We start from the raw sequence: 22,220 nt of genomic DNA, 5'->3' as shown, positions 1-22,220 counted from the left end.
CAATCTCTTCGGGCTTCGGTCTCTTGTTTGCCATTCGTAGTCCTCCGTTTCCTAACCATAAAGGTGGACCAATTCACGTGGGGAGGCTCACGGCGAGACCGAGAAGCGCCGCACCGACCGCGAGGTGACGAGCGAGGCGCAAAACGGTCGCCTCGGCGCGCGTGGCAAAGAGAACGGTGAACAGGACGCTGCCCATCGCCAGCAGCGCCGCACCGTAGCCAAGTGCTTTCGCCAAAATGGCCAAGACGACAACACCGTCAATGGGGGCCAGTCCGGTCACTTAGCGACTGTGAAAGAAAAGCTGCCCTGCATCGGGTGGCCGTCTGAAGCCATACCTCGCCAGTCGAAGCGGTAGCTCCCGGGTGCAAGCTCCTCCAAAGGCATAGCCCGGAATTCTGTGGCGGGATCCATACCCGTTTCGCGGTCAATTTCGACATCGCCATCGGGTGAGGTCAGCGTGACCGAGATGATGCGCATCGGATCATCGAACCGCATGGAAAGCTCCGGCACGTCCGTGACAGTTGCGCCGTCAGCTGGTGTCGTTTCTTCGGACTTGGAATGCGCGGCCGCAAGTATTGGAGCCATTACTACGACCAAGCCGATAAGAGTTTGTTTGATCATCTGAGTTATCCCCTATTCGGACTGGGCATTCAGCTCGTCGTGGTACTCACGAAGATCATTGGGCCAGGTTGACTTGATAAAAGAAAGGACCGCTATGATTTCGTCATCGCCGAGCACACCTTCATAGACCGGCATACTGGTTGGAGGCGCATTTTCCATCAGTCCGGCCAGGCCAAATTTGGTCAAGGTGAAGAGCGTTTCATCATCGTGGTGCCACGTATGCCCTGTGGCATCATGCGGCGGTGCTGGTAGCAAACCGTCCTCGCCGCGCATCCGCCAGTTTGGCTGTCCTTCAAGGTTCTCACCGTGGCAGGCAGCACATTGTGCCGCGTAAATATCTTGGCCAGTGGCGACAACTTCCGCGTCATCAGGTGTCAAAAGACCGACCGCTTCCGAGGCTTGGGCCAGAACGAACGCTACGGTGAAACCGGCGAGCGCAAGCCCACCGGCAACCAAGAGTGTTGTGCGAACTACCATCAGGTGTCGAACGGCTGAGCTGTGCCCGCGCGGTAGTACACCGTTCCGGTCCCAGCCTCTCCCCCAAATGCAACGACGTCGTAGCGGGCGGACGCATCGTCGCCCATACCTGGAGAGCCCATTGGCATGCCAGGAACAGCTAGCCCTGTGATGCCAGGCCGATCCCTCAACACGGCTTCCAGTGCTTCGAACGGCACATGGCCTTCGAAGACATAACCATCGGCTTCTATCGTGTGACAGGATGCGAGGTTCAGCGGGATACCCCGCGCTGACTTCTGTGCCTCAGGGTCGGTCAGATCCTCAACGGTGACGGCGTAGCCACGTGCGCGAGCCAAGTCGGCCCAGGCGTGACAACATCCGCAACCTGGTGAGCTGAGCACATGCATTGGGGTGCCTGCACGGACGGGGAGAGCGGTCGCGATGAGAGCAGTTGCAGACAGTGTGGTGAAGTGACGACGTGTGATCATGTCTGTCGGTCCTTTGATGTGAAAATTGAACGGATTGCGGGCGGGCGCCCGTTGCCGTTCAGGCTTTCGGAGGACCGGTGGGGACGCCCATTGCGAGGCCCAAAAAATCGGCTCCAGCGTACATCACACCACCCACTGAGATCACCATTGGAGCAATCGGCGAAATCCCCACCGTGGCGACAAGATCACCAAAACAGGATGCTGAACCCATGCCGCTAGTGGTGTCACAACAATCCGCAACAGCTTTCTCGGCATTAGCCAACGGATCGTCGTCCGCCATTTGAGCATGATGACCAGAATGATCCGATCCATGGGTCAAGCCATGCTTCACGGACGCTGCGGATGCGCCAGAGAATGCAACAACAAGAAATATCGTCAGGACCAGGCGAAACATACCAAATACCTACTGGGGGTATGTGGTTTTGACAAGTTACGAGGATGGGTCGACGCAAACGATCCTAGTTGCACCCGTTGTGGGTGCGCCACATCTCTGGATCATGCCCGGCTGGAACAGTGGAACATGGATCATCTGTATATCCGCGTGCGGCTGCATACTGGCTGACCTGCGTGTTAGTCAGCAACGGTAAGATCAGCAGGTAGGCGTATAGCCCAAGGTGTTGCCGGTGATGAAGGTGTACGAACTTTCCACCAGATCGATGACGACATCCAGCTCTTCTGGTGTGGTCGGAGTATAGATCATGACAAAGCCGCTCCATCCGGGGCGTTGATCGGCCCAAGGGTGCGCTACGGCCCAGCCGGCCTCAATTGCCCGCCGCGCCATTGCCGGGTCGAGCGAGGCGTGCAAGCTGCCATCAGGATGCATATGCGCAAACTCAAACCCACCGACGATAGAGTTCGGTTGAGACAACAACATGTCAGGATCAAGCAGAAAACCAGTCGCGCCAGGTAATGATATGCGTGTTGGGCCAAGTGTGACCCCTGGGAATTGCGCAACTCGCTCCAGCAATAGCTGGGCCAAATCGGCATTAATTTCGACACCAATTTGAGTATGCGGTACGCCGCTTGTTGTTTCGGGACGGGGCGAGGAGCGCTCCGGCAAGGAGCGCTCTTGCGCGGACGCCATCGAGCACATCAATGCCACTACCGTCACGGCAACCGTCAATGTTCTCATGTGTACATTCATCGTGTTGACCATCCGCCAATCAAAAAGATTGAGTGCTGAGCACCGTATCGGTGCCCTTGCACACTTCACTCAGCCTTTAACGCTTCGATATTGATTAAGAGCTCTATCTCGTCGCTCACCGCTGGTGCAAACGCCCCAAGTCCGAATTCAGACCGCACGATAGTCGCCGTGGCTTCCAGCCCCAAGGTCGGCGTGCCCTCCTTTTCGCCAAACGGGTATGGCGCTGACTTGTTAAGCGTTGTTTCCAGAACAACAGGTTTGGTGACGCCATTCATGGTCAGGTCGCCAGAAATATTCGCGGTATTGTCACCGGTCACTTCAATGCTGGTTGAGGCGAAAGTGACAACGTCACCGTCACTCGCGCTAAAAAAGTCATCGGACATGAAGTGTTGCAGACGAGCGTCCCAGCCCGTGATCATGGATTTTACAGGCATAGACACTGTGACAGATGACGCAGACGGATCATCTTCATTGAACTCTATCTCGCCGCTAAAACCTTAGAACATTCCAAATGTTTCTGAGAACCCTATGTGGTTGTAGCTGAACAATACCTGACTATGTCCAGGATCCAGCTCGTAAGTGCCGCTCTCGGACAATGCTGTTGTCGCGCCCATCGATAAGAGTACCGCCAGCGGGGTTGCTGCCACTTTGAACATTGATACGCTCCCATTTTGACAAGACGTGTTTGTGGAATTGAGTTTTGGGATTTAGGTTTTGGCCGACCATACTTTTAGGACAAAATGTTCTACTATGCAACAAGTTGTTCTATAGGAGGAGTGATTGAAAGAAGATCCCAGGCTGATCGCCACACGACAGACTGCGCTTGATGCTGCGCAAAAGATACTGATGGATGAAGGCGTGCTGCACGTAACTCATGGCGCAGTATCAAAGGCAACGCGCATTTCGCGCAGTACACTTTACAGGCACTGGCCAGATGCGCGCAGTCTGCGTGATGCAGCATTCCGGCGCATCGCAACACCGCCAAACATACCGCCCAAAACCGATGGCCCGCTACGATCTGACTTGCGCTGGTTACTCGGTGTACTGATGGGAGCCTTGAATGACACACCGTGGGGCCAAATCGCGCCTCAGGTGGTCGCTGCTGCGTCCACCGACGAAGAAGCGCGGTTGGTGATCACTGAATTCATGAAAGACAGGTTCGCAAGTGTTGAAGCAGTATTTGCAGCAGCAATAGATCGTGGTGAGATCACCGCCGACGTTCCGGTTGACCAGCTCATAGAACTGGCAATCGCGGCACCTTATTTCCGCAAGCTCATTCGTTACGAGGCACTGGACGAGGATTGGTTGGATCGACATGTTGATCTGCTTTGCAGTGTCGCGAAATCCAATCCTGGACGGTGAGAATCGCCTGAAATTGCAAACGAAGCGGCCAATAAACATAACAGTTTCCAAGATCGCAGTATGACTACGTTTGCCGCTTGACATCAGCACGTCGCAGGGTCAATTCGAAGCGTTCCCCACAACGTTGACGACTGCATCCTGATTTGTCGCTGCCGCTAATTCACAATGCAACATGAACACCTTTGAGTTCAGTGTCGCCCACGGCAATGTCGACTTTCGGGAACCGGCCAAACATTGCAATGTCCAGTATCCTCCTCGGATGCGCCTTTCGCTGACTTGCAAATAAGTGACTTGAAGCAGCCCAAACTGAACCTTCTCACCCAAGCATTGCAATTGAGCAGCCTCATCTGACTGGTCCAAATTGATTGTTAGTGCATCATCGGCGTGTGATCCATCGGGACGATGGTTTCAGGCGCTGGCGGGCGATAGCCCAGAGCACTGTGGGGGCGTTTGGTGTTGTAGTGTCGCCTCCATTGTTCGATCAGAATTTGAGCTTCGCGCAAGCTGTAGAAGATCTCGCCGTTGAGCAGTTCGTCCCTGAACCGGCCATTAAAGCTTTCACAGTATCCGTTCTCCCACGGGCTGCCAGGTTCAATGTAAGCCGTCTGGGCGCCAACTGCGGCGATCCAGTTGGAAAATGCCGGGGGCGTTCTGCCTTCGGTCAAAAGAGAATTGCGGGAGCCCGGAATTAGGCTCGCGCGATGGGACGATGGTTTTACTGATGCGCTGCTACGGCTACTGCGCCTCGGATACAGCGAGACGGATACAGCGGTTCTCGGCGAGGCGCGATTGCGTGAATTGCTTTATGCGATCCTAAAGGGAGAAGCTGGCACCTTCGCACGGCATGCATTCGGTGCTGGCAACGCCATCGCACGTTCCATTGTACACGTGTCATCACACTTGGATGCGCCGATCTCGATTGACGATATGGCAAGCCGAGCAGGCATGAGCCGGGCCGTCTTCCATCGCAAATTCAAGCAGGTCACGACGATGGCACCAATCCAGTTCGTTAAGTCGATGCGCCTTAACAACGCCGCCATGAAGATCGCCGGCGGGATGCCTGTGAACGAAGCCGCAATGGACGTTGGTTATGTCAGCCCGTCCCAGTTCAGTCGCGAGTTCAAGCGCATGTATGGGCAATCACCGAGGCAATGGGGAGAGGCACATCAACTTCCGGTCGATGTTGCATGAAGCTGACTTGCGTGAGCGGAGCAGACCTTGGAGCCACCGCAGCGAATGGCAGCAGTCGTCCGCAATGCGGTCATTGGCACTGAGCGCAGCGAATGTCTGCTTTCCGTTCACTCGCGAACGCTGCACCCGCTGCTTGCACTAATCTGAGCTTTGCCGTGGCCCTTGCGCTCCAAGCGTCCGCGCCGGCGTGCAAAGTTCTACTCGAAATGCAAAGTTATGCCCGAACCTACACCCAAATCAATTCTCGACCCAATCTCGCTCGTGAACTCCCAAGGGAGCAAAAAATGTCGTTTTGCGAGCCTCAAAAATGAACCCATTTGCTTAATTTTACACCTGAACGGACCGAAGGCGAAAAGGCAATTTTATGCATTTTTTTATGCACTTGCGGGGTGGTTGGGTCTACTCATCTTTCAAATCGCCGCAGGCAAAGCAGAGTGACGTTTTTTCAATCACTTCCGCGAGCATGAAATCAGTTCAAGTTTGCGCGAAGCACTTCCCTTGCGGAGTGTGCCTCGCGCAGACAGTTTAGGTTGCGACGTGCGAAACGTCTTTGTCCGGCGAATAGATGTCGAGGATGTTCCAATGCCCGGTAGTTGGCGTCGGATTGTTGATCATTGGGACATCAATAACAGTTGGTTTGCCGCTGGCGATTGCCGCCTCCAATGCAGGCAACAACTCGTCAGCAGCGCTGAGCCGGTGCCCTTCCCCGCCATAAGCTCGTGCAATGTCTGCATAGCCCGGTCCGTTTGCGGGAGCTGCGGCTGATCCAGGAAACGTAGTTCCGTAGGTCAGACCATAATGCGCCTTTTGCAGACCTGCGATAGTTCCGAAGGCGTTGTTGTTCATAACCAGCCAGATGATGCCCAGATCAAGCTCGACCGCGGTTGCCAGCATCGACGGATTCTGACCGAACCCCCCATCGCCAACCAGACTGATCACCACGCGATCTGGCGCTGCCAGTTTCGCACCGATCGCGCCCGGAGGGCCAAAACCCATCGTGGCGAACCCGCCCGGGGTCAGTATTGAACCGGGGGTCAGGATATCGAATTGCTGTCCAACACCGTTCTTGTTCCATCCAACGTCCGTGGTGATGATGGCATCCTCAGGCAGTGCCTTGCGGGTATCTGCCAAAATACGCTCGGGCATCATCGGAAAGGCCGATGAAGTCGCCATTTCCACGTTGCGCTCTTTGAAGTCCGCCCGGAATTCAGCAATTTTCTGTTCCAGCGCGGGGCGTTTGAAGCCCTCCGGATACATCTCGCGGGCGACCCGGTTGAGGACGCGTAAAGCGGCCTTTGCGTCAGCTACGACGCCGATCTCGGTGGGATAATTACGGCCGATTTCCTGCGGTTCGATATCGATATGGATGACCTTCGATCCGGGAATATTGAACGTGTAGCCAGGGTACCAACTTGAACAATCAGCCTCTTTGAACCGTGTGCCCACCGCAAAGATGTAGTCCGCATTCAGGCAGGACTGGTTGACCAATTCGGTGCCCCAAAACCCGGTCATTCCCAGCACAAGCGGATGGTCGTCTCGCAACGCGCCTTTACCCATCAGGGAATGCGCGACTGGCAGGCCCATATGTTCGACAAATTCTCGAAACTCCTCGCTGGCCTGTGCCAGAAGAATACCACCTCCGACATAAGCGACTGGGTTTTCGGCTTTAGCCAACGCTTCGACAATCTCTCGCGCTGTCTCGTCGTCAATCGACGGTTTCTTGAGCGCGCGCGTGTTGTCGCGAATACGGTCGAAACTGTCCGAGGGGATCACCTCGGAAAAAATGTCCATGGGGACATTGACCAGTACCGGCCCGGGCTGGCCGCTTTCAGCGAGATGAAACGCCTTTTCCAGAATCTCGGCCATCAAGTCTGCACGGTCTACCCGCCAGGCACGTTTGACGAAGGGGCGATAGATCTCCCATTGGGCAGCGTCCGCGTGCAGGTTCACTTCCTGATGTGGGTGTTTACCGTAGTAATGTGTGGGAATATCGCCCGCGATCACGACCATCGGGATACAGTCCAGTGCGGCGTTGGCGACCCCGGTGGCGCAATTGGTTAGCCCCGGGGAGAGATGGGACAACACCACCGAGGCCTTGCCTGTCACGCGGGCATAAGCGTCCGCCGCGTGGCTGGCGATCTGTTCATGCCGCACGGTGACGAAATCGATGGGACTTTCCGCCAGCGCAGCCAGAACCGCGATGTTCGTGTGCCCGCAAAGGCCGAATATATGCTTGACCTCACGGCGTTCGAGAAAGTCAACGATATGTTCCGCAACGGTTTTGCCGTCCAGTTTAGCTCCGTCCATCACGCGACCTCCTGTCCGTAGAACTCACCGAACAGGTCCGGCTCAGAGGGGCGATCCTCGGGGATGGGACGGCTGACCCAAGTGTAGTTCATCATGTGTTTCATGGTGACGTTTTCGTTGGTGATGTTGCCGCCCCAGATGCCGCAACCCAGGCTGCTGGTCATGGGCATGCCATTGGTCCAGGCACCCGCATTGGCCTTGGACTGAGGCTGTCGAACCATCATGCGGCTGACCGGAGCCAGGCGCGCCAACCGGTCGATGTGATCGTCATTGTGGCTGTAGATGCCGCAGGAATGGCCCTTGCCCCCGGTGTTGTAGATCTGGCTGACCGTTTCCAGCGCGTCATCGAACGTGTCGAAGTGATAAAGCGCCATCAGCGTGGTCAGTTTTTCCTTTGAGAACTTGTGCTGCGGGCCGATTTGCCCCTGATTTTCAACCATAAGAAACTTGCGATCTTCGGGGATGTTAAAACCGGCGACCTTTGCCGTTTGCTGCGGCGGACAGGCGATGGTCGGAAACGTACGGTTTCCCTTTTCATCCCACATGGCCGCTTCGAGCATGGCCTTCTCTTCATCCGAACACAGGTAGCCGCCCTCGGCTTGCAGCGCCTTGACCATATCGTTGTAAACTGAGCGCTGGATGATGATGTTGCCGTCGGCCGAGCAGCCCGACCCAAAGTCGGAGGTCTTTGAAATGCGAGTGTTCTGCGCGGCGATGTCCAGATCGGCGGTTTCATCGATGACGATGGACGAATTGCCCGCGCCGACGCCATAGGCCGGTCGCCCAGAACTGTAGGCCGCTTTGACCATCGGCTTGCCACCCGTCGCCAGAGTCAGGTCACAAATCTCCATGAGGTGCTGTGTTAACGGGATCGACGGTTTGCGAATAGATTGAAACAAGTCCTCGGGGGCACCGGCAGCACGACAAGCTGCACGCATGACCTCGACCATTTCAAAGGTAGTATGGGCGGTTCGCGGGTGCGGGCTGAAGATGACAGCATTCCGGGCGTTTGCGGCGGAAACACCTGTTACCGGTGGTGTCATTGCTGGATTGGTCATCGGGATCAAGGATGCGATGACGCCAGCAGGTTTGGCATATTTAACCAGACCTTTTTCCTCATCCACCTCGACGATACCGGTCGATGGAGTGCGCAAGACATCACGCAGTACCATGTGAATTTTGAACCGCTTTGCTGGGCGTCCTTCGCGATCTCCGATACCGCTTTCGTCCACGCCTTGCTGCGCCAGACGCGTGAAGGTCTTCTCGTTCCCCGCATACCACGCGATGGCTTGAGACAGGCGGTCCAGCTTGTCCTGATCCCAATCCTCGATTTCGGCCATGGCAGCGCGGGCGCGTGCCAGCATATCGGCCGCGAGTTGTCGGTCGTTCTCAGTGAGCTCTTTGCCCATGATGATCCTCTTGGTGTTTTGGAATTGCAGCATCGGGCATACGACGCTGTGACCGCGCCTCGCCGAATGTTCGCTTGGCGTGGCTGAGACAGCGACGCGCGTGTTCTTCATATCCCAACTCGGCAACGCGGCTTTGGTTGGGCAGTTCGATGGAATAGTCGACGGGCGGCATCCGTTCGATGATGCCAGTGAAGTCAATCCAGCCTTCGCCGGGATAGAGCCGCGCATCGCGGGCCAGTTGGATCATGCCCTCGCGCGTATCGGCGATCCCGGGTAGGCAATCGGAGATATGCAGGAAGTGAAACAACTCCGACGGGACGTGCAGAAGCTCTCCGAGATCAACGCGACTGAGGTGAAGGTAGAGCGTATCGACCAGAATACCGCCATTCGGTTGATCAGACGCGCGGACAATGTCCAGGGCCTCATCCAGAGTGCGCAAGCGTGAAAAACTTGGGAACTCCAAGTCCACTGTTAACCCGTAGGGCGCTGCCAACTCGCAGGTCTCGGAATAGACGTCGATCAGAAAGTCACGATCATCGCGGGTGTTGGTCCACGCGCTCATGATCATACGCTTGGCGCCGAGTTCCCCGCCGACTTCCAATGAGGGTTCGAAACTGCGCGGATTGACGTCTTCGGTAATGCGCGCAAGCTCGACATCAAGGACTTTCAAGCCTGTGGTAGTGAGAGCAGTTTTGGTGGCTTGCACCTGTGCCTTGTCGATTGGGGATTGGGTGAATTCTCCGGGCACATGCATCGGGATAAACCGGGGGCTGACGGCATCGTAACCGGCCCGTGCTGCGATATAGACCAGCTCGGGCGGCGTACAGCCGATCAGCGTCAGATGCGCCAAGGAATAGAGAGAGGGGCTTGCGCCAGCCTCTTCGGGTTTCACCATGAACGACAGCTCCATGTGTCTGCGAATCTCAAATTCATCACACGTAGTAAAAAATATCTGATATTTTTAAAAATATCAACTTTTAATACTGAACAGGAAATGAAAACGCCCGGGCAGCGGCCCGGGCGTGTTTTACATGTGTATTGGCAGAGCCTTAGAGAGTGACCCAGTCACCTCCGGACTGGTGAGAGCGCACGGAGGCATCAATGAATCGGACACCGTCTGCTCCTTGATTGACACTGGGATAGGTCAGCCAATGGGCCGGAAACGCGACGCCATCCCGGCGCGCGGCCACTGCCATTGCGAACTCAGTGTAAAGATTAGCCCAGGCTTCGATAATCCCTTCTGGGAAGCCACGCGCGGTACGGATCAGACGTTCCGCACCGGGTCCGATACCATGCCCGTGACCTCGGCTGATGATACGATCCGGCTCACCGAACCGATTGAACTTCAGCTGTTCCGAATTCTCCAAGTCCCACTCGAGACCCCCTTCGCTCCCGAATATCCGCAACCGCAACCCTCCCCGATTTCCCGGGGCAAGGCGTGTTGCCATCAAGGTTCCGGGGACTTCATTTTGGTAACGGGTGAACATGAACACCGTGTCTTCCAAAGGCTTTGGCGCGCCGCAGACATGAAACTCGGCCCGTAGATCGGTCAAAGGCAGGCCCGAGACAAAACTGGCCAGATGCGCGGCATGGGTGCCGATATCGCCGACACAACTGGTCGGGCCAGAAATCTTTGGGTCCAGCCTCCACTTTACATGAGGCGCATCGGCCACATCTTCGGGCGTCATCCAGTCCTGCATGAACTCGACGTGGATTTGGTTGATTTTACCGATGCCGCCTTCCGCCACGATTTGTTTGGCCTGACGGATTACTGGAAAACACGACATCGCATAGCCGACAGCAAAGATGTGTCCCGTGCGCGCGGTAATCTCCTCAAGCCCCTCAGCCTCGTCGACTTCGTTGGTCAGGGGCTTGTCGCACATCACGTCAATGCCCGCCTCCAGAAACGCTTTGGCCGCTTCGAAATGAACGTGGTTCGGGGTAGTGATCATTACGGCATCCACGCCATCCGGGCGCGCCGCCTCGACCTTTGCCATCTCGTCGAATGACGCATAGCACCTGTCTGCTGGCAGATACCACTCGGCCCCACGCGCCTTGCTGCGCGCAGCGTCAGAACTGAGCGCGCCTGCGGTGACCTCCCATCGGTCGGTCATCCGCGCAGCCGTTGCTTGCGTGACAGAGATCCGTCCTCCACCAACAACGCCCAGCCGCAAACGGCGAGACAACCGGGGGAAAGGGCTGTCGAAGTTCTGGTCTTCGGGCAAAAGTCTCTCAGCCATTCTGAACCTCCAATTCCGGGACCCATGCGCCTTCGGGCAGCATTTCAACCGCCATGAAGATGCCGGGTGTGATCGTCTCGTACTGATGCCAGGGATAGTTGCCTTCGGCGTCATACATAGGCTTATGCGTCGTACCCGGGGCCATGAATTCTTCGAGATAAAGGGTTTCAACATCCCGTTCACGGCATTGCTGCATTTTGCCAAAGCCTACGATTTGCGTATGCACTTCGCGAAACCCCGGTACCGGGCAGAACGGATGATCCTTGTGCAATCCGACATTCAATGGGACCGAGCCGGAATGGTACATGGTCAGTCCGACGTTACCCACGAAGACCTTTGGGGACATGTAATGACTGACACCGCGCAGACGCTCCTCTTGGCGGATATCAAAAGCAGATGGCCACGTATCTTTCACCCATGCGAACAGCTCATTGTCATCACCATGGGCGTCGAAACCGTGGACAATGACTGCACGTTCCACGCCGTTAAGCGTGCTATCTTGCACGATAACGGACGAAAGCGGTGCAACGGCCTGATCCTCGACCGCGATGTCCTTCCCCCCAAGGTTCAGAACAATGGCGCGACCCTCGATAGAAATTCTGTGCTCGTCAGTTATGTGCTGGACGCGAAAGAATGGCTGAGCAAAGTCGAGTGTCTCAATCGGCATGAACCAATTCCTTCCTCTCATCGTTAAGGAATTCGACCGGCAGAGGCTCAGGAGCCGCGCAACGGCTTTCTATCGTCTGATAAGCGCCAAATTTCGGCGCTCGTTCAATCGCGTCCATGACCTCGAAAACGTGGTAGGCAAGCGCTCCACTTGCACGGGGTTGACGTCCTTCTTGTGCCGCCAGAGCGAGGTCCAATAAGCCGAGGCCACGGCTGTCTTCATTAAACCCGTGTTTGTTTTCGACCACCTGCCAATCTTCGCGACCGGCTGGGCGGGGCTGATGAGACCAGCGCGAGGTGTCTCGCGTTTTCAACCAGACATCCCCCTGAAAGATATTGGCACCATGAACCGGGTCAGGATCAGGAATGCTGATGGTGCCGTTTTCACCGTAGATTTCGAACCGCGGAGTTTCGCTGTCCCAGACGTCGAAGCTCATGGTCATCGACCCTATAGCCCCGGAAGAGAACTGCAGCAGGCTTAGGGAGTGCGTGTCGACCTCGACATCCATCCATTCGCCGTTGCGAGGGCCGTTTTCGATCATCCTTTTGTCGAACGTGCGCCGAGCCATTCCGGCGACCCGGTCAACGGGACCAAGGCAGCAGATCATGGCGGTCAGGTAGTATGGGCCAAGGTCCAGCAATGGCCCACCGCCCGCCTTATAGTAGAAATCCGGGTTGGGATGATGGCGTTCCGTCCCGTGCGTTCCGACATGGGCAAACACCCCTGTTGGCTTCCCGATAGCGCCTTCATCGATCAAACGCCGAACGGTCTGCCAACGACCGCCCAGAAACGTGTCGGGCGCGCAACCAACCAGTCGCCCCTTTTCAGATGCCATGTGCAGGATCGCCTTTCCATCCGATCGGTTCATGACCAGTGGCTTTTCGGAATAGACGTGCTTGCCCGCCTCTAACGCGCGCAGGCTGATTTCGGCATGCGCCGCCGGAATTGTCAGGTTCAGAACGCAATCAATCGCCGGATCGTCAAACACTTCATCCGGCGTACAAGTCTTGGCGATGCCGTATTGATCCGCCTTGGCGCGACTTTCTAAAGGATCGAGGCTTGCGCAGGCCACAACCTCGGCGCTCGAAAATTTCGATAGTGTTTTTAGATAGATATCACTGATACGACCACAGCCGATAAGGCCGACCCGGAAGGATTTCGATGTCTCACTTGTCATCATTCCTGTCTTCGTAGAGGGGTAAGTAATTCGGGGGCATCGGCCCTTTGTTTCGACCGCCCTGCCCCATCTGCTCCCAAGCGTGGGCAAGTATTCCAACCGAGCGGGACAAGCAAAACAGCCCTCGCGACAAGGGTGCAGGAAAGCCAAGTTCGCAGAAAATCACAGCTGTCGCGCCGTCGATATTCATGGCAATTGGCCGACCGCCGCGTTGACGACCGAGTTCGGCCTGAACCTCTTCTCCGATATCGGCAAACCGGCCAGAAACTGTGCCTTCTGCCGCCGCATCACGAACAAGTTGCATCAATCGTGGTGCGCGTGGATCGACGGGCTTGTGAAACCTGTGACCAAAGCCCGATACGATCTTGCCGTAGGTCTCGCGCCAACTGTCCAAGCCATCCCGAACAGCGTCATTCAGCGAAGCTCCTGCATCCATACGGACTGCGATATCATAGTACAGCTCAGCACACTGCTCTCCTGCCCCGCCGTGCACGTCGCCCAGCATGTTCACCGCAGTCGCCATTGCATTATTGAGACCAACTCCACAGGTGGCGGCCATACGCGCAGCCGCGATTGAGGGAGCCTGCGGGCCGTGATCCACGCCTGCGACCAAAGCAGCTTCGAACAAGCGCGCTTGTGTGTCGCTGGGCAGATCACCCCGCACCATCAGCCAGATCATCTGCGGGAATGAAACGTTCCCGATCAGGTCCTCTATGGCGTTGCCGCGAAAAGCGATCTGTCCAGGTTTCATGTCGATGATGGAGGTACGCCACCATTGGCGAACGGCGCGTTCATCGCTTGTCATTTGCAAGGTCATTGAATTTGCACCTCTTTCACCGGCTGGGTTTTGCTTTGCGCGGCGAGGCGAATGGGCGCGTTACGCGCACCGTAACCGGCATAGCCCATGCGGCGTTCAACAATTTCGAAGAAGAAGCCGTTAAAGATGGGGCGGCTGTATATCTGAAAATACTCAGCGCCCGCCGCCCGATCGTAAAGAATGTTACCCCGGTGCAGTTGAGCGACCAAACCGTCATCCAATCCGAATGTCGCTTGCAGATCAGCGTAGTAGTTTTCAGGGATGGACAGGCTGGGAAAGCCGGACTTGATCAACTGGGCTGAAGTTTCAAAAATATCATCCGACTGGAAGGCAATGTGCTGAACACCGGCCCCAAAGCCATCTTCAAGGAATGACGCCGCCAGTGTTCGGCGTCCAACTGCCCCGTTCAGGTTCAGGCGCACTTCGCCTTCGGGGCTTTCAATGGCTTGGCTTTGCACGACACCGGACGGGTCTGCAACGTTTACGATTGGCGACTTCGCCATCTCAAAAGTAGAAATGTAGTAGAGCAGCCAGCTTTGCATCTCATCGTGACGCATCGTCTGGGCCAGATGGTCGATACGACGCAGACCGGCAGGTTGGGTGGCTTTGGTTTTCGCAACCGGCTCGAACTCGATATCCCACACCCGATGCAGATCGGATTTCTCATCAATGAAATGAACGACATTGCCGCCGACACCTCGGATGGCCGGGATGTCCAGCTCTCCAGTTCCCACCGGCTGTGAGAAATTCGGCGCGCCCAACGCGGTCGCCCGCTGAACCGTCTGATCCGCATCTTTGACTCGCAACCCCATGTCACAAACGGAAGGGCCGTGACCCAGGAACGCCGAATGGGCAAAACCTTCTTTTTCGGTATTCACAACGATGTTTATCGCGCCCTGCCGCCACAGCTCGACGGACTTGGTGACGTGTTTTCGCTCCATTCGAAAGCACATTGCTGACAGCATGTCTGCCAGCTGCGCGCCGCTTAATTCATCGGCTGTAAATTCGACAAACTCGAAGCCTGACGCATAGACGCGCTCCGGCAGGTCCGGGATGCCAAAATCGGTTCCCGGCTCGGTCCGGGCAACCTCATCTAACAGGTTCACCAGCGACCTGTAGCTGTCTCGGGCCAGTGTCCGGCCACCGGGTTGAGGAGCTGCTTCGTTGACGCGCGCAATGGACCAAGGCCCCTTGTATCCAGCGCGGGACAACACCCGTACAAAGCCCGCAAGGTTCAGCGACCCAAGCCCTGGAAGCAGCCCAAAATGCCGTTTGAGCCGACGTATATCCATCTCAAGCCGGGGTGCATCGGACAGTTGCACATGAAAAAGCCGCTCTCCGGGAATGTCCCGGAGGCAGGCGGGTTTGGACCCGTCGGCAAGCGAGAAGAAGGAATTCAAAGCCAACCCCAAATGAGGGCTGTCGATGGCTTCTACGACGCGTAACGCCTGTTCATCCGAGTGAATAAGATCCGACCATGGCAAGCCCATATAGGCCAGACGCAACCCCATTTCCTTAGCGATCTGGGCCGCCTCGCCAAGATCTGCGATTACCTGTTCTTCGGTCACGGCGACATCGACCTCGAAGGCAGACCCGATAAGCAGCAATTCCGTTCCCAACTCGCTCATTAGGTCGAGTTTGCGCTTCAGTCGATCAAAGGCGCGCTCACGTCCGGCATCGGGCTGGCCTTCAAGGTTATGGAAGGGTTGTAGCAGGCAAATCTTCAGGCCGAGGTCCGATGCAATTTCGCGGACTTGCGATGGCGGCCCGTCAAAAGCGGTCAAATCCGGTTCGTGTAATTCGACACCCCCGAATCCCGCGTCAGCGATAGCACTCAGCTTTTCAGCCAGATCACCGGGGATCGACGTTGTCGAAACCGAGAGGCACATTATCCCTGATACCCAAACATACGCGGCAACCACAGGACCAGATCGGGCATCAGCATCATGATAACCAAAGCGAATATGAGAACGGCGAGGAAGGCCCAGATTTCCGAGATGATTTCGCGCAGTGGAATGTCCGTCACGGCGTTGATCACAAAGAGTAGAATGCCGTAGGGCGGCGTGATCAGACCGATCATCGAGTTCACGACGACCAGCACCCCGAAATGCACCAGATCAATCCCGAGCGCTTCGCAGGTTGGAATGAACAGAGGCACGATCACCAGAATGATCGTTGTTGCGTCTAACACGCATCCCAGCGCGAGGATCAGCAGGTTTACGAGGATCAGGAAGACGATCGGGCTAACATCGGAACCCTCCAGCAGCTCCGAGATAGACTGCGGTATTTGCTCCTGAATGACGATGAAGTTCAGAATGAACGCGCCGCCAATGACCACCCCAACGGCCGCGGAAGAGCGCGCGCTGTCGACGAACACTTGATAAAGGCCGCGGAAGGTCAATGCGCGATAGAACAACGCTGCCAGTAGCAGCGCGTAGAATGCAGCCACGGCTGCGGCCTCGGTCGGAGTGGTGACGCCGCCATATATGCCGTACAGCAGGATTGCGGGCATCAGCAGTGCCGGAAACGCGTTGGCGGTTTTTGCGGGCAATTCGCGCAGCGGAACAGGTTCTTCCAATGCAAAGTTCCGCTTGCCGGCAAGATAGTAGTTCATCGCCATGAGGACGACGCCCATGATCAGGCCAGGCAGAATCCCTGCCAGGAACAGCGAGCCAATAGAGGCTTTTGAGACCAGCGCATACAGAACCATCGGGATCGAGGGCGGAATGATCGGGCCGATCGTCGCCGAGGCCGCCGTGATTGCGGCTGCGTAACCTCGGCTGTAGCGGCCATCCTTGGTCATCATCTCAATGATGATTTTACCGATCCCTGCTGCATCCGCGACGGCCGACCCGGACATACCCGAAAAGATCAGAGACGCTACCACATTGACGTGCCCGAGGCCGCCCTTGAACCGCCCGACCGCAGCAACACAGAAGTTCAGCAGCCGGTCCGTGATCGACCCCGCGTTCATTATGTTCGCGGCGACGATGAACAAAGGCACGGCAAGCAGAATCGTGCTTTTGTAGAATCCTTGCAGGATTTTCTCACCCGCGAGGGCGACGTCCAATCCGGCCGTGCCAAGGTACACCAATGAGGCCAAGAGGATGGAATAGCCGATGGGTGTCCCGATGCCTGCCAGAAGAAAGAGAGCGAGCAGGCAGGAAAGAAGTTCAAAACTCATTTGTCTGCTTCCTCGTCGTCTTCACCATCGACGCGGGGATGATCGTCAACCACGTTGTACCCAACGACCAGTTCCAGCTCGGTTTTAGGTGGGCCATTGCGCAGGATGTCAAAGAACAGCCATCCATACCGCGCGGCCACGACCAACATGAACACCGCATAAATTGAGAACACAGTGCGCAGCGGTATCTTCTCACCCGAGAACGGATTGCGGACGGTCGATGTTTTGCGGATTTTCATCCAGTCGATGTAGTCCCACGTCGGCAGGAAGCTGTAGAGCATTCCGACCACAATCGCCGCGGCCGCCAGCATCGCAAAGACCTGACGAACGCGCATCGGCACCGAAAGGTAGATGATGTCGAACTTCACGTGATCTCTCTCGCGCACGATGAAGGCGCAGCTAAAAAAGATCACCCAGACCCAGAGGATGCCGATCAGTTCAAGCGTCCAACCGGCGGGGGTAAAGAAATACCGCAGAAGGATTTGCAGAAGGAAGATCAGGAAGATTGCCGCCAGCATCCCGCCGGCAATCGCTTCGGTCAGTCGGGAGAACCCCTTTATGAAGCCTTTCATCGTGGTTCCCCCTCCCTTCTTCAGACGACCTTAGTTTCCCAGAGCATTGATCTGCTCAAGCACACCGTCCGGCCATGATCCGGCGAATTCACTTTCAAGGTACATCGACTGTACCTGATCGCGGAACGCCGCCAGGTCGGGCTCGTAAACCTCCATGCCCTGCTCCTTGAGGAAGCTGACAAGGTCCTCTTCTTTCTGAAGCTGCTTCTGGCGACCGGATTCAGCCGCTGCGTCGGCAGCTTCCTGAACCTTGGCTTGCTGTTCCGGTGTCAATCCGTCCCAAACCTCTTTACCGATGGCGATATAGTTCAAGTCAACCAGGTGCGATGTCAGGATGATCTGATTGGTCACTTCGTAGAATTTGGCATCAACCACAGTCGGCAACGGGTTGTCCTGACCGTCAACGGCACCGGTCGAAAGAGCTGTGTAAACCTCTGAGAACGCCATTGGTGTCGGGGCGGCACCCAGCGCTTTGCCAAGGAACTGCCACGCATCTGTACCCGGCATCCGCAGGTTCACACCCTCCAGATCAGCCGGAGTGCTGACGGTCAGTTCATCCTTGGGCTGGCGCAGGTTCACCTGACGACGGCCCAGATACATGACCGACAGCAGTTTGACGCCCAGTTCTTCTTCGGCCTTTTGCTTGAAGGCATCCATCAAGGGATCGTTGAAGACAGCCACCTGATGCGCAGCGTCCTGATGGACATAGCCTGCGGTAAAGATCGAAAACTCGGGGAAGAACTGTGCCAGTTCCTGCGCCGAGGTGATCGACATTTCCAGGTTACCGCGGCTGATGGCGTCCAACTCGGTGCCTTGGGCGAAGATGGTTCCATTATAGCTGGGCTCGTAGCTTGCGAAATCAGCAACCATGGGCGCGAAAACCTCGGCCATGGCGACCGAGCGCTGGTCGGTCTCCGATCCTGATGTTGCGAGGCGAAGTTGGACTTTGTCGTCTGCCAGCGCACCGCTTGTCGCGCTAAACAGAACACCGGTTGCAACCAGGGCTGATACAGCAGCCCGGCGGGTAAGTTTGGTAATCACTTTGCTCCTCCCTGAGACATCAAGATGCATTTTTCCGATTCTGAGTTTTGACCTATTTTGGACATTTTGCAAGATTTTTTACAAAATATCAGATATTTTTCATTATCTGCAGTCTCTGTTGCTGCATATCCTGAAGGCTTCTGATCCTGACAGTCTCGCCCGACCTGCAGGAATTCTGAATGGCTTCAATGACTTGGAGCGTCCTGAAGCCTTCCCAGCCGGAAACAATAGGATCTGCTTCGCGCCGAGCGACTTCAACAAAGTGCCTGAGTTGATTGACCAGAGGGTCGGATGCACCCTTCTTCAGCGCGGTTGATGAGATTGGCGTCCACCAATCCCTTTGCTCGGTCTGGTAACTCCACAGTCGAAGATCGGGAACGGACAACGACCCGTGAGAGCCACCTATCATGTAGCTACTCTCAGTGGTTGAAGGATAGATGGGATATTCCTGAGACGTCATCTCCCAGCTCCACGGAGCGACGATGCTGTCGGACACGCTTATGGTCCCAATCGCCCCGCTTTCAAACGTCAACAGCGCACCAGCAACATCTTCGTTGTCATAGCCCCGCTGCGATGCAGCCGACTGAGCCTGTACGGTCATGACTTCTCCGGCCAGGTACCGCAGCAGATCCACATCGTGGACAAGATTGACCGAGATGGGCCCTGCACCGGGTTTCTTTCGCCAGGGCGCTGCATCAAAATATTCGTCTGGCTTATAGAACCAGCAATTCGCATGGACGGCGCGCACATCTCCAATCTTCCCATCGACAATGGCTTCTTTAGCCGAACGGATCAGAGGATTGTGTCGGCGATGATGTCCGACCATCAGTGGCACATTGGCCTTCTCCGCTGCTTGAACAAGCTCAAGTGCAGCGGCGGCTTCCACGGCGATGGGTTTTTCGACAAGAACGGGACAACCATGTCGAACGCACATGAGGCCTTGTTCGACATGAAGCGTGGTCGGGGTCGCAAGAACAGCACCGTCCAGCGTCTGAATTGCAAACATTTCCTCGAGGGTCTCGTAACATGCGACCCCGTGCTCAACGGCGTAAGCACGACCTTCATCGCTGGGGTCGACCACCGCGACAAGATCAACATGGCGCAACGCTCGGATAGCGTCTGCGTGGCGGCGTCCAACAAGGCCAATGCCGACAATGGCAATGCGAAAGTTATGAGACACTTTGCTTCCTTCCGGAGGGTCCGGAGAATCCCGAAACCGATGTTTGCGACCGGGCTGCATTGCCCAACTTGGCCACGACCGTATTGGGGTTTTCACGATTCCGCAATAATGTATGATATTTTTATTTTTACCATACATCAGTTTGGATTGCTGATACCTCCGAAAAATGCTAATTGAACGAAGAAACTGATAATATCGGGTGAAACGCATGGCGAAACAGCCGTCTACGATAGGTGCAAGCACCTATCAGCGCATCAAGCGGGATATCATCTTCGGGGAGCTGCAGCCCGGCTCCAAACTGAAGCTGGACGCCTTGAAGGAACGCTACTCGGCAAGCCTTTCGACACTTCGTGAAACGCTTAACAGGCTCGCCAGCGACGGATTTGTCGAAGCTCCCGAGCAACGGGGTTTCCTGGTCACGCCAGTTTCACGAGAAGACCTGGCCGAGATTTCAGAGCTGCGCGTTCTGTTGGAATGCCACGCGTTGGAGTTGTCCATTGCGAATGGCGACACGGACTGGGAAGGCAACCTCGTTGCCGCGCATCATAAGCTGCATTTGATGGAGCAACGGCTTCTCAAAGGAGATGACTCTGAGAAAGAAACCTGGAAGAGGTACGACTCGGAGTTTCATCAAGCAATGATAGCAGCCTGCAACTCCAAGAATCTTCTATCCCTTCACTCGATCATCTACGACAAATATCTGCGGTATCAGATGCTCGTGCTGACCTATCGCGGCGAAGAGGCCGTCAAGGAGCACAAGGGCATGTTTGATGCCGCGCTGGCCAGAGACGCGAATATGGCGAAGAAACTGTTGGAAGATCACATCCGAAACGGCCTCACCCACACATTGGAGGCTATGTGACCTTCGCCATTACTGTGACCACCAGAACATTCAAGTTGGATCTGCATAACCTATTCCAACCTCCCTTGATTGAAATCGATGCTTGGTTTTGAGAAAAACCAGGCTCACGCACAGTTTTAAATCGTGGCACGGGCTTGAACAGTCCTCATTTGCTCAAAACCCGATCGCCGCTGAAGGCGCATAGTCGATCAGCCAAACGCCGTTGTCAGCACGATAAAACAAATGACCATCGCGGCGTAAACCGCCGGTGCCTATTCCAAGTACGAAAGGCTCTCTATGCCGTTGCCCGACCTTTTCCACAGTCTTTGGATCAGGGGAGAGGTGAACTTGCTGGCGCCTGCCAACGCGCCTCATGCTACATCGCAGTTCCTGAATGGACGCCCAACCGGGGGTATCAGCGACAGACCGGAAATTTCCGGTTCATGCCTCAAAATCTTCGCAAGTATTTTGCTCTTCTTCGACGCAGCGTCCGGCCGCTGAAATCCATTCTTTCTGATTGTTCATTAATTTGAGGTGTGAACGATACTTCCGCCTTCATCAAGCCCGACGCCAAGGCCTTTGCGATACCTTTCAGCAAAGAATGCCCCCTCTGCAGGGGTTGGAATCGCCATCTTTTGCATGAAAACGTCTGCCCAAATCTCATGTTCCTCGTCAGTGAGGTCACTTGGTGCAAGGTGGCCCTCGAGCGCGGCCTCGACACGTTTGTTTGTTTCTTCACGCATCAAACGATCTTCCGCTTGTTTTCTATCGCGGAACTCTCCGAGTTCACACACGCATTGGTTCTGTATACGCTCTCTAACAATACATCTATGATATACAGAAATGAGTTGTCTGCATACCACGGGCGCAGGCTTATTTGATTTCATGGACTCCGACTTTATGAACATCTTTATCGATTTCGAAGCGTCGTCGCTGAGTCCTGAAAGCTGGCCAATCGAAGTTGGCCTGGCCTGGCTCGAAGGCGGAAAAGTCGTCGTCAAAAGCCGATTGATCATCCCGCGCGTGGAGTGGGATCCAAACGGCTGGGATCCGAAGTCAGAAAAGGTGCATGGCTTACAGTATTCAGCCGTTACTACCACCGGATCAGACCCGGATGAGGTGTCCGACTGGCTGCTGGATATCGTTCAGGAAAACAGTCTGATCTCCGACGCTCCAGACTTCGATCAGAGATGGCTTGATCGTCTGCTCATCCGACCCGGGCCACAGATCATGGATTTCGATAAGGCGGCCTGGAATACGTTCTCAGACAAAGGCAATCGAGCATCCTCAGTGTTGTCTCGCGTCTACAGAACAAAAGCAAGCCGTCCAACAACTCACCGCGCCGGCCCTGATGCGGCTGATCTTGCATATGCGTGGCGCGCTGGGATGTCGAAAGGTTAACGGAAAGACAAAACCTTCGATTATTTCAAGGTCGCTAACTCGGCTACACTACAGATTTTAGGAAATTCAGTTCAACTGCCTTTGAGACCTGCAAAGTGCCTTTCCCAGCGTTGGACTTCCTC

24 protein-coding genes and 2 pseudogenes are annotated in these 22,220 nt (G+C 55.7%); 4 read left to right on the top strand and 22 right to left on the bottom strand.

Features of this window, described 5'->3' with window-relative positions; genetic code table 11:
* Nucleotides 1-73: 73 nt before the first annotated feature.
* The 7 genes and pseudogenes from ACR0LN_RS21470 to ACR0LN_RS21440 all read right to left on the bottom strand — a co-directional run bounded on the left by ACR0LN_RS21470 (nucleotide 74) and on the right by ACR0LN_RS21440 (nucleotide 3,365).
* A complete protein-coding gene (locus tag ACR0LN_RS21470; RefSeq protein WP_480432629.1) occupies nucleotides 74-280 on the bottom strand; it encodes a hypothetical protein in 207 nt (68 codons plus the stop codon).
* On the bottom strand, nucleotides 277-621 hold the full coding sequence (locus ACR0LN_RS21465) for a copper resistance CopC family protein (RefSeq protein WP_480432627.1): 345 nt from the start codon (nucleotides 619-621) through the stop codon (nucleotides 277-279). The genes ACR0LN_RS21470 and ACR0LN_RS21465 overlap by 4 nt, the downstream gene beginning before the upstream one ends.
* A gap of 12 nt (nucleotides 622-633) precedes the next feature.
* Entirely contained in the window at nucleotides 634-1,098 is a 465-nt protein-coding gene (locus tag ACR0LN_RS21460; RefSeq protein WP_480432624.1) for a c-type cytochrome, read from the bottom strand.
* Nucleotides 1,098-1,565: a DUF411 domain-containing protein gene (locus tag ACR0LN_RS21455; RefSeq protein ID WP_170641748.1), complete on the bottom strand. Its 468-nt coding sequence runs from the start codon at nucleotides 1,563-1,565 to the stop codon at nucleotides 1,098-1,100. Before ACR0LN_RS21455 ends, ACR0LN_RS21460 begins: the two co-directional genes overlap by 1 nt.
* Nucleotides 1,566-1,623: 58 nt before the next feature.
* Entirely contained in the window at nucleotides 1,624-1,959 is a 336-nt protein-coding gene (locus ACR0LN_RS21450; RefSeq protein ID WP_480432620.1) for a hypothetical protein, read from the bottom strand.
* A gap of 195 nt (nucleotides 1,960-2,154) precedes the next feature.
* Entirely contained in the window at nucleotides 2,155-2,697 is a 543-nt protein-coding gene (locus tag ACR0LN_RS21445; RefSeq protein ID WP_480432618.1) for a luciferase domain-containing protein, read from the bottom strand.
* Nucleotides 2,698-2,774: 77 nt separating this feature from the next.
* Nucleotides 2,775-3,365: pseudogene (locus tag ACR0LN_RS21440) on the bottom strand (YceI family protein).
* 124 nt (nucleotides 3,366-3,489) lie between these two features.
* On the opposite strand from ACR0LN_RS21440, the gene ACR0LN_RS21435 reads away from it, so the two are divergent.
* Nucleotides 3,490-4,071 (top strand): TetR-like C-terminal domain-containing protein, encoded by a 582-nt coding sequence (locus tag ACR0LN_RS21435; protein ID WP_480432615.1) that lies wholly within the window; start codon nucleotides 3,490-3,492, stop codon nucleotides 4,069-4,071.
* A gap of 368 nt (nucleotides 4,072-4,439) precedes the next feature.
* On the opposite strand, the pseudogene ACR0LN_RS21430 reads toward ACR0LN_RS21435, so the two are convergent.
* Nucleotides 4,440-4,712, bottom strand: a pseudogene (locus ACR0LN_RS21430) (integrase core domain-containing protein); the annotation flags it as partial.
* Between the two features lie 31 nt (nucleotides 4,713-4,743).
* On the opposite strand from ACR0LN_RS21430, the gene ACR0LN_RS21425 reads away from it, so the two are divergent.
* Nucleotides 4,744-5,262, top strand: coding sequence for a helix-turn-helix transcriptional regulator (locus ACR0LN_RS21425; protein WP_480432613.1), 519 nt, complete (start codon nucleotides 4,744-4,746; stop codon nucleotides 5,260-5,262).
* 525 nt (nucleotides 5,263-5,787) lie between these two features.
* Here the strand turns inward: ACR0LN_RS21425 and ACR0LN_RS21420 are convergent.
* From ACR0LN_RS21420 to ACR0LN_RS21365, 12 genes are all read right to left on the bottom strand, one after another.
* Nucleotides 5,788-7,569: a thiamine pyrophosphate-binding protein gene (locus tag ACR0LN_RS21420; RefSeq protein ID WP_480432610.1), complete on the bottom strand. Its 1,782-nt coding sequence runs from the start codon at nucleotides 7,567-7,569 to the stop codon at nucleotides 5,788-5,790.
* Nucleotides 7,569-8,978, bottom strand: coding sequence for an aldehyde dehydrogenase family protein (locus ACR0LN_RS21415; protein WP_480432607.1), 1,410 nt, complete (start codon nucleotides 8,976-8,978; stop codon nucleotides 7,569-7,571). The genes ACR0LN_RS21420 and ACR0LN_RS21415 overlap by 1 nt, the downstream gene beginning before the upstream one ends.
* Complete coding sequence (locus ACR0LN_RS21410; RefSeq protein WP_480432605.1) at nucleotides 8,959-9,888, bottom strand: sugar phosphate isomerase/epimerase family protein; 930 nt, start codon at nucleotides 9,886-9,888, stop codon at nucleotides 8,959-8,961. Before ACR0LN_RS21410 ends, ACR0LN_RS21415 begins: the two co-directional genes overlap by 20 nt.
* A 139-nt stretch (nucleotides 9,889-10,027) precedes the next feature.
* Complete coding sequence (locus ACR0LN_RS21405; RefSeq protein WP_480432602.1) at nucleotides 10,028-11,218, bottom strand: Gfo/Idh/MocA family protein; 1,191 nt, start codon at nucleotides 11,216-11,218, stop codon at nucleotides 10,028-10,030.
* Nucleotides 11,211-11,885, bottom strand: a complete 675-nt coding sequence (locus tag ACR0LN_RS21400; RefSeq protein ID WP_480432599.1) for a hypothetical protein — start codon at nucleotides 11,883-11,885, stop codon at nucleotides 11,211-11,213. Before ACR0LN_RS21400 ends, ACR0LN_RS21405 begins: the two co-directional genes overlap by 8 nt.
* Entirely contained in the window at nucleotides 11,875-13,065 is a 1,191-nt protein-coding gene (locus tag ACR0LN_RS21395) for a Gfo/Idh/MocA family protein (protein ID WP_480432597.1), read from the bottom strand. Before ACR0LN_RS21395 ends, ACR0LN_RS21400 begins: the two co-directional genes overlap by 11 nt.
* Nucleotides 13,052-13,867 (bottom strand): citryl-CoA lyase, encoded by an 816-nt coding sequence (locus ACR0LN_RS21390; protein ID WP_480432595.1) that lies wholly within the window; start codon nucleotides 13,865-13,867, stop codon nucleotides 13,052-13,054. The genes ACR0LN_RS21395 and ACR0LN_RS21390 overlap by 14 nt, the downstream gene beginning before the upstream one ends.
* A gap of 8 nt (nucleotides 13,868-13,875) precedes the next feature.
* Nucleotides 13,876-15,768 carry a bifunctional sugar phosphate isomerase/epimerase/4-hydroxyphenylpyruvate dioxygenase family protein gene (locus ACR0LN_RS21385; RefSeq protein WP_480432593.1) on the bottom strand — a complete coding sequence of 631 codons (1,893 nt, stop codon included), beginning with the start codon at nucleotides 15,766-15,768 and terminating at the stop codon, nucleotides 13,876-13,878.
* Complete coding sequence (locus ACR0LN_RS21380) at nucleotides 15,768-17,063, bottom strand: TRAP transporter large permease (RefSeq protein WP_480432591.1); 1,296 nt, start codon at nucleotides 17,061-17,063, stop codon at nucleotides 15,768-15,770. The genes ACR0LN_RS21385 and ACR0LN_RS21380 overlap by 1 nt, the downstream gene beginning before the upstream one ends.
* A complete protein-coding gene (locus tag ACR0LN_RS21375; RefSeq protein ID WP_170328648.1) occupies nucleotides 17,060-17,635 on the bottom strand; it encodes a TRAP transporter small permease in 576 nt (191 codons plus the stop codon). The genes ACR0LN_RS21380 and ACR0LN_RS21375 overlap by 4 nt, the downstream gene beginning before the upstream one ends.
* Before the next feature lie 30 nt (nucleotides 17,636-17,665).
* Nucleotides 17,666-18,676, bottom strand: coding sequence for a TRAP transporter substrate-binding protein DctP (gene dctP / locus ACR0LN_RS21370; protein ID WP_170734020.1), 1,011 nt, complete (start codon nucleotides 18,674-18,676; stop codon nucleotides 17,666-17,668).
* Nucleotides 18,677-18,764: 88 nt separating this feature from the next.
* A complete protein-coding gene (locus tag ACR0LN_RS21365; RefSeq protein ID WP_480432588.1) occupies nucleotides 18,765-20,066 on the bottom strand; it encodes a Gfo/Idh/MocA family protein in 1,302 nt (433 codons plus the stop codon).
* On the opposite strand from ACR0LN_RS21365, the gene ACR0LN_RS21360 reads away from it, so the two are divergent.
* Nucleotides 20,065-20,718: a GntR family transcriptional regulator gene (locus ACR0LN_RS21360; protein WP_480432586.1), complete on the top strand. Its 654-nt coding sequence runs from the start codon at nucleotides 20,065-20,067 to the stop codon at nucleotides 20,716-20,718. The two genes, ACR0LN_RS21365 and ACR0LN_RS21360, sit on opposite strands and share 2 nt — an antisense overlap.
* Nucleotides 20,719-20,871: 153 nt before the next feature.
* On the opposite strand, the gene ACR0LN_RS21355 is transcribed toward ACR0LN_RS21360, so the two are convergent.
* Nucleotides 20,872-21,093, bottom strand: a complete 222-nt coding sequence (locus tag ACR0LN_RS21355) for an RNA 2'-phosphotransferase (RefSeq protein ID WP_480432632.1) — start codon at nucleotides 21,091-21,093, stop codon at nucleotides 20,872-20,874.
* Between the two features lie 128 nt (nucleotides 21,094-21,221).
* On the bottom strand, nucleotides 21,222-21,440 hold the full coding sequence (locus ACR0LN_RS21350) for a hypothetical protein (protein WP_480432584.1): 219 nt from the start codon (nucleotides 21,438-21,440) through the stop codon (nucleotides 21,222-21,224).
* Nucleotides 21,441-21,597: 157 nt separating this feature from the next.
* On the opposite strand from ACR0LN_RS21350, the gene ACR0LN_RS21345 reads away from it, so the two are divergent.
* Nucleotides 21,598-22,098 (top strand): hypothetical protein, encoded by a 501-nt coding sequence (locus tag ACR0LN_RS21345; RefSeq protein WP_480432581.1) that lies wholly within the window; start codon nucleotides 21,598-21,600, stop codon nucleotides 22,096-22,098.
* Nucleotides 22,099-22,220 lie beyond the last annotated feature (122 nt).

This window comes from Ruegeria sp. AA6, from assembly GCF_056542865.1.
The sequence above is the reverse complement of the archived record's forward strand: the minus strand, read 5'-3'. Positions and strand labels throughout refer to the sequence as shown.

Excerpts from the sequence above, each read along its gene's own strand:
- ACR0LN_RS21465 (WP_480432627.1), bottom strand. The coding sequence starts at position 621 with ATGATCAAACAAACTCTTATCGGCTTGGTCGTAGTAATGGCTCCAATA.
- ACR0LN_RS21460 (WP_480432624.1), bottom strand. The coding sequence starts at position 1,098 with ATGGTAGTTCGCACAACACTCTTGGTTGCCGGTGGGCTTGCGCTCGCC.
- ACR0LN_RS21455 (WP_170641748.1), bottom strand. The coding sequence starts at position 1,565 with ATGATCACACGTCGTCACTTCACCACACTGTCTGCAACTGCTCTCATC.
- ACR0LN_RS21450 (WP_480432620.1), bottom strand. The coding sequence starts at position 1,959 with ATGTTTCGCCTGGTCCTGACGATATTTCTTGTTGTTGCATTCTCTGGC.
- ACR0LN_RS21445 (WP_480432618.1), bottom strand. The coding sequence starts at position 2,697 with ATGAGAACATTGACGGTTGCCGTGACGGTAGTGGCATTGATGTGCTCG.
- ACR0LN_RS21420 (WP_480432610.1), bottom strand. The coding sequence starts at position 7,569 with ATGGACGGAGCTAAACTGGACGGCAAAACCGTTGCGGAACATATCGTT.
- ACR0LN_RS21415 (WP_480432607.1), bottom strand. The coding sequence starts at position 8,978 with ATGGGCAAAGAGCTCACTGAGAACGACCGACAACTCGCGGCCGATATG.
- ACR0LN_RS21410 (WP_480432605.1), bottom strand. The coding sequence starts at position 9,888 with ATGGAGCTGTCGTTCATGGTGAAACCCGAAGAGGCTGGCGCAAGCCCC.
- ACR0LN_RS21405 (WP_480432602.1), bottom strand. The coding sequence starts at position 11,218 with ATGGCTGAGAGACTTTTGCCCGAAGACCAGAACTTCGACAGCCCTTTC.
- ACR0LN_RS21400 (WP_480432599.1), bottom strand. The coding sequence starts at position 11,885 with ATGCCGATTGAGACACTCGACTTTGCTCAGCCATTCTTTCGCGTCCAG.
- ACR0LN_RS21395 (WP_480432597.1), bottom strand. The coding sequence starts at position 13,065 with ATGATGACAAGTGAGACATCGAAATCCTTCCGGGTCGGCCTTATCGGC.
- ACR0LN_RS21390 (WP_480432595.1), bottom strand. The coding sequence starts at position 13,867 with ATGACAAGCGATGAACGCGCCGTTCGCCAATGGTGGCGTACCTCCATC.
- ACR0LN_RS21385 (WP_480432593.1), bottom strand. The coding sequence starts at position 15,768 with ATGTGCCTCTCGGTTTCGACAACGTCGATCCCCGGTGATCTGGCTGAA.
- ACR0LN_RS21380 (WP_480432591.1), bottom strand. The coding sequence starts at position 17,063 with ATGAGTTTTGAACTTCTTTCCTGCCTGCTCGCTCTCTTTCTTCTGGCA.
- ACR0LN_RS21375 (WP_170328648.1), bottom strand. The coding sequence starts at position 17,635 with ATGAAAGGCTTCATAAAGGGGTTCTCCCGACTGACCGAAGCGATTGCC.
- ACR0LN_RS21360 (WP_480432586.1), top strand. The coding sequence starts at position 20,065 with ATGGCGAAACAGCCGTCTACGATAGGTGCAAGCACCTATCAGCGCATC.
- ACR0LN_RS21365 (WP_480432588.1), bottom strand. The coding sequence starts at position 20,066 with ATGCGTTTCACCCGATATTATCAGTTTCTTCGTTCAATTAGCATTTTT.
- ACR0LN_RS21350 (WP_480432584.1), bottom strand. The coding sequence starts at position 21,440 with ATGCGTGAAGAAACAAACAAACGTGTCGAGGCCGCGCTCGAGGGCCAC.
- ACR0LN_RS21345 (WP_480432581.1), top strand. The coding sequence starts at position 21,598 with ATGAACATCTTTATCGATTTCGAAGCGTCGTCGCTGAGTCCTGAAAGC.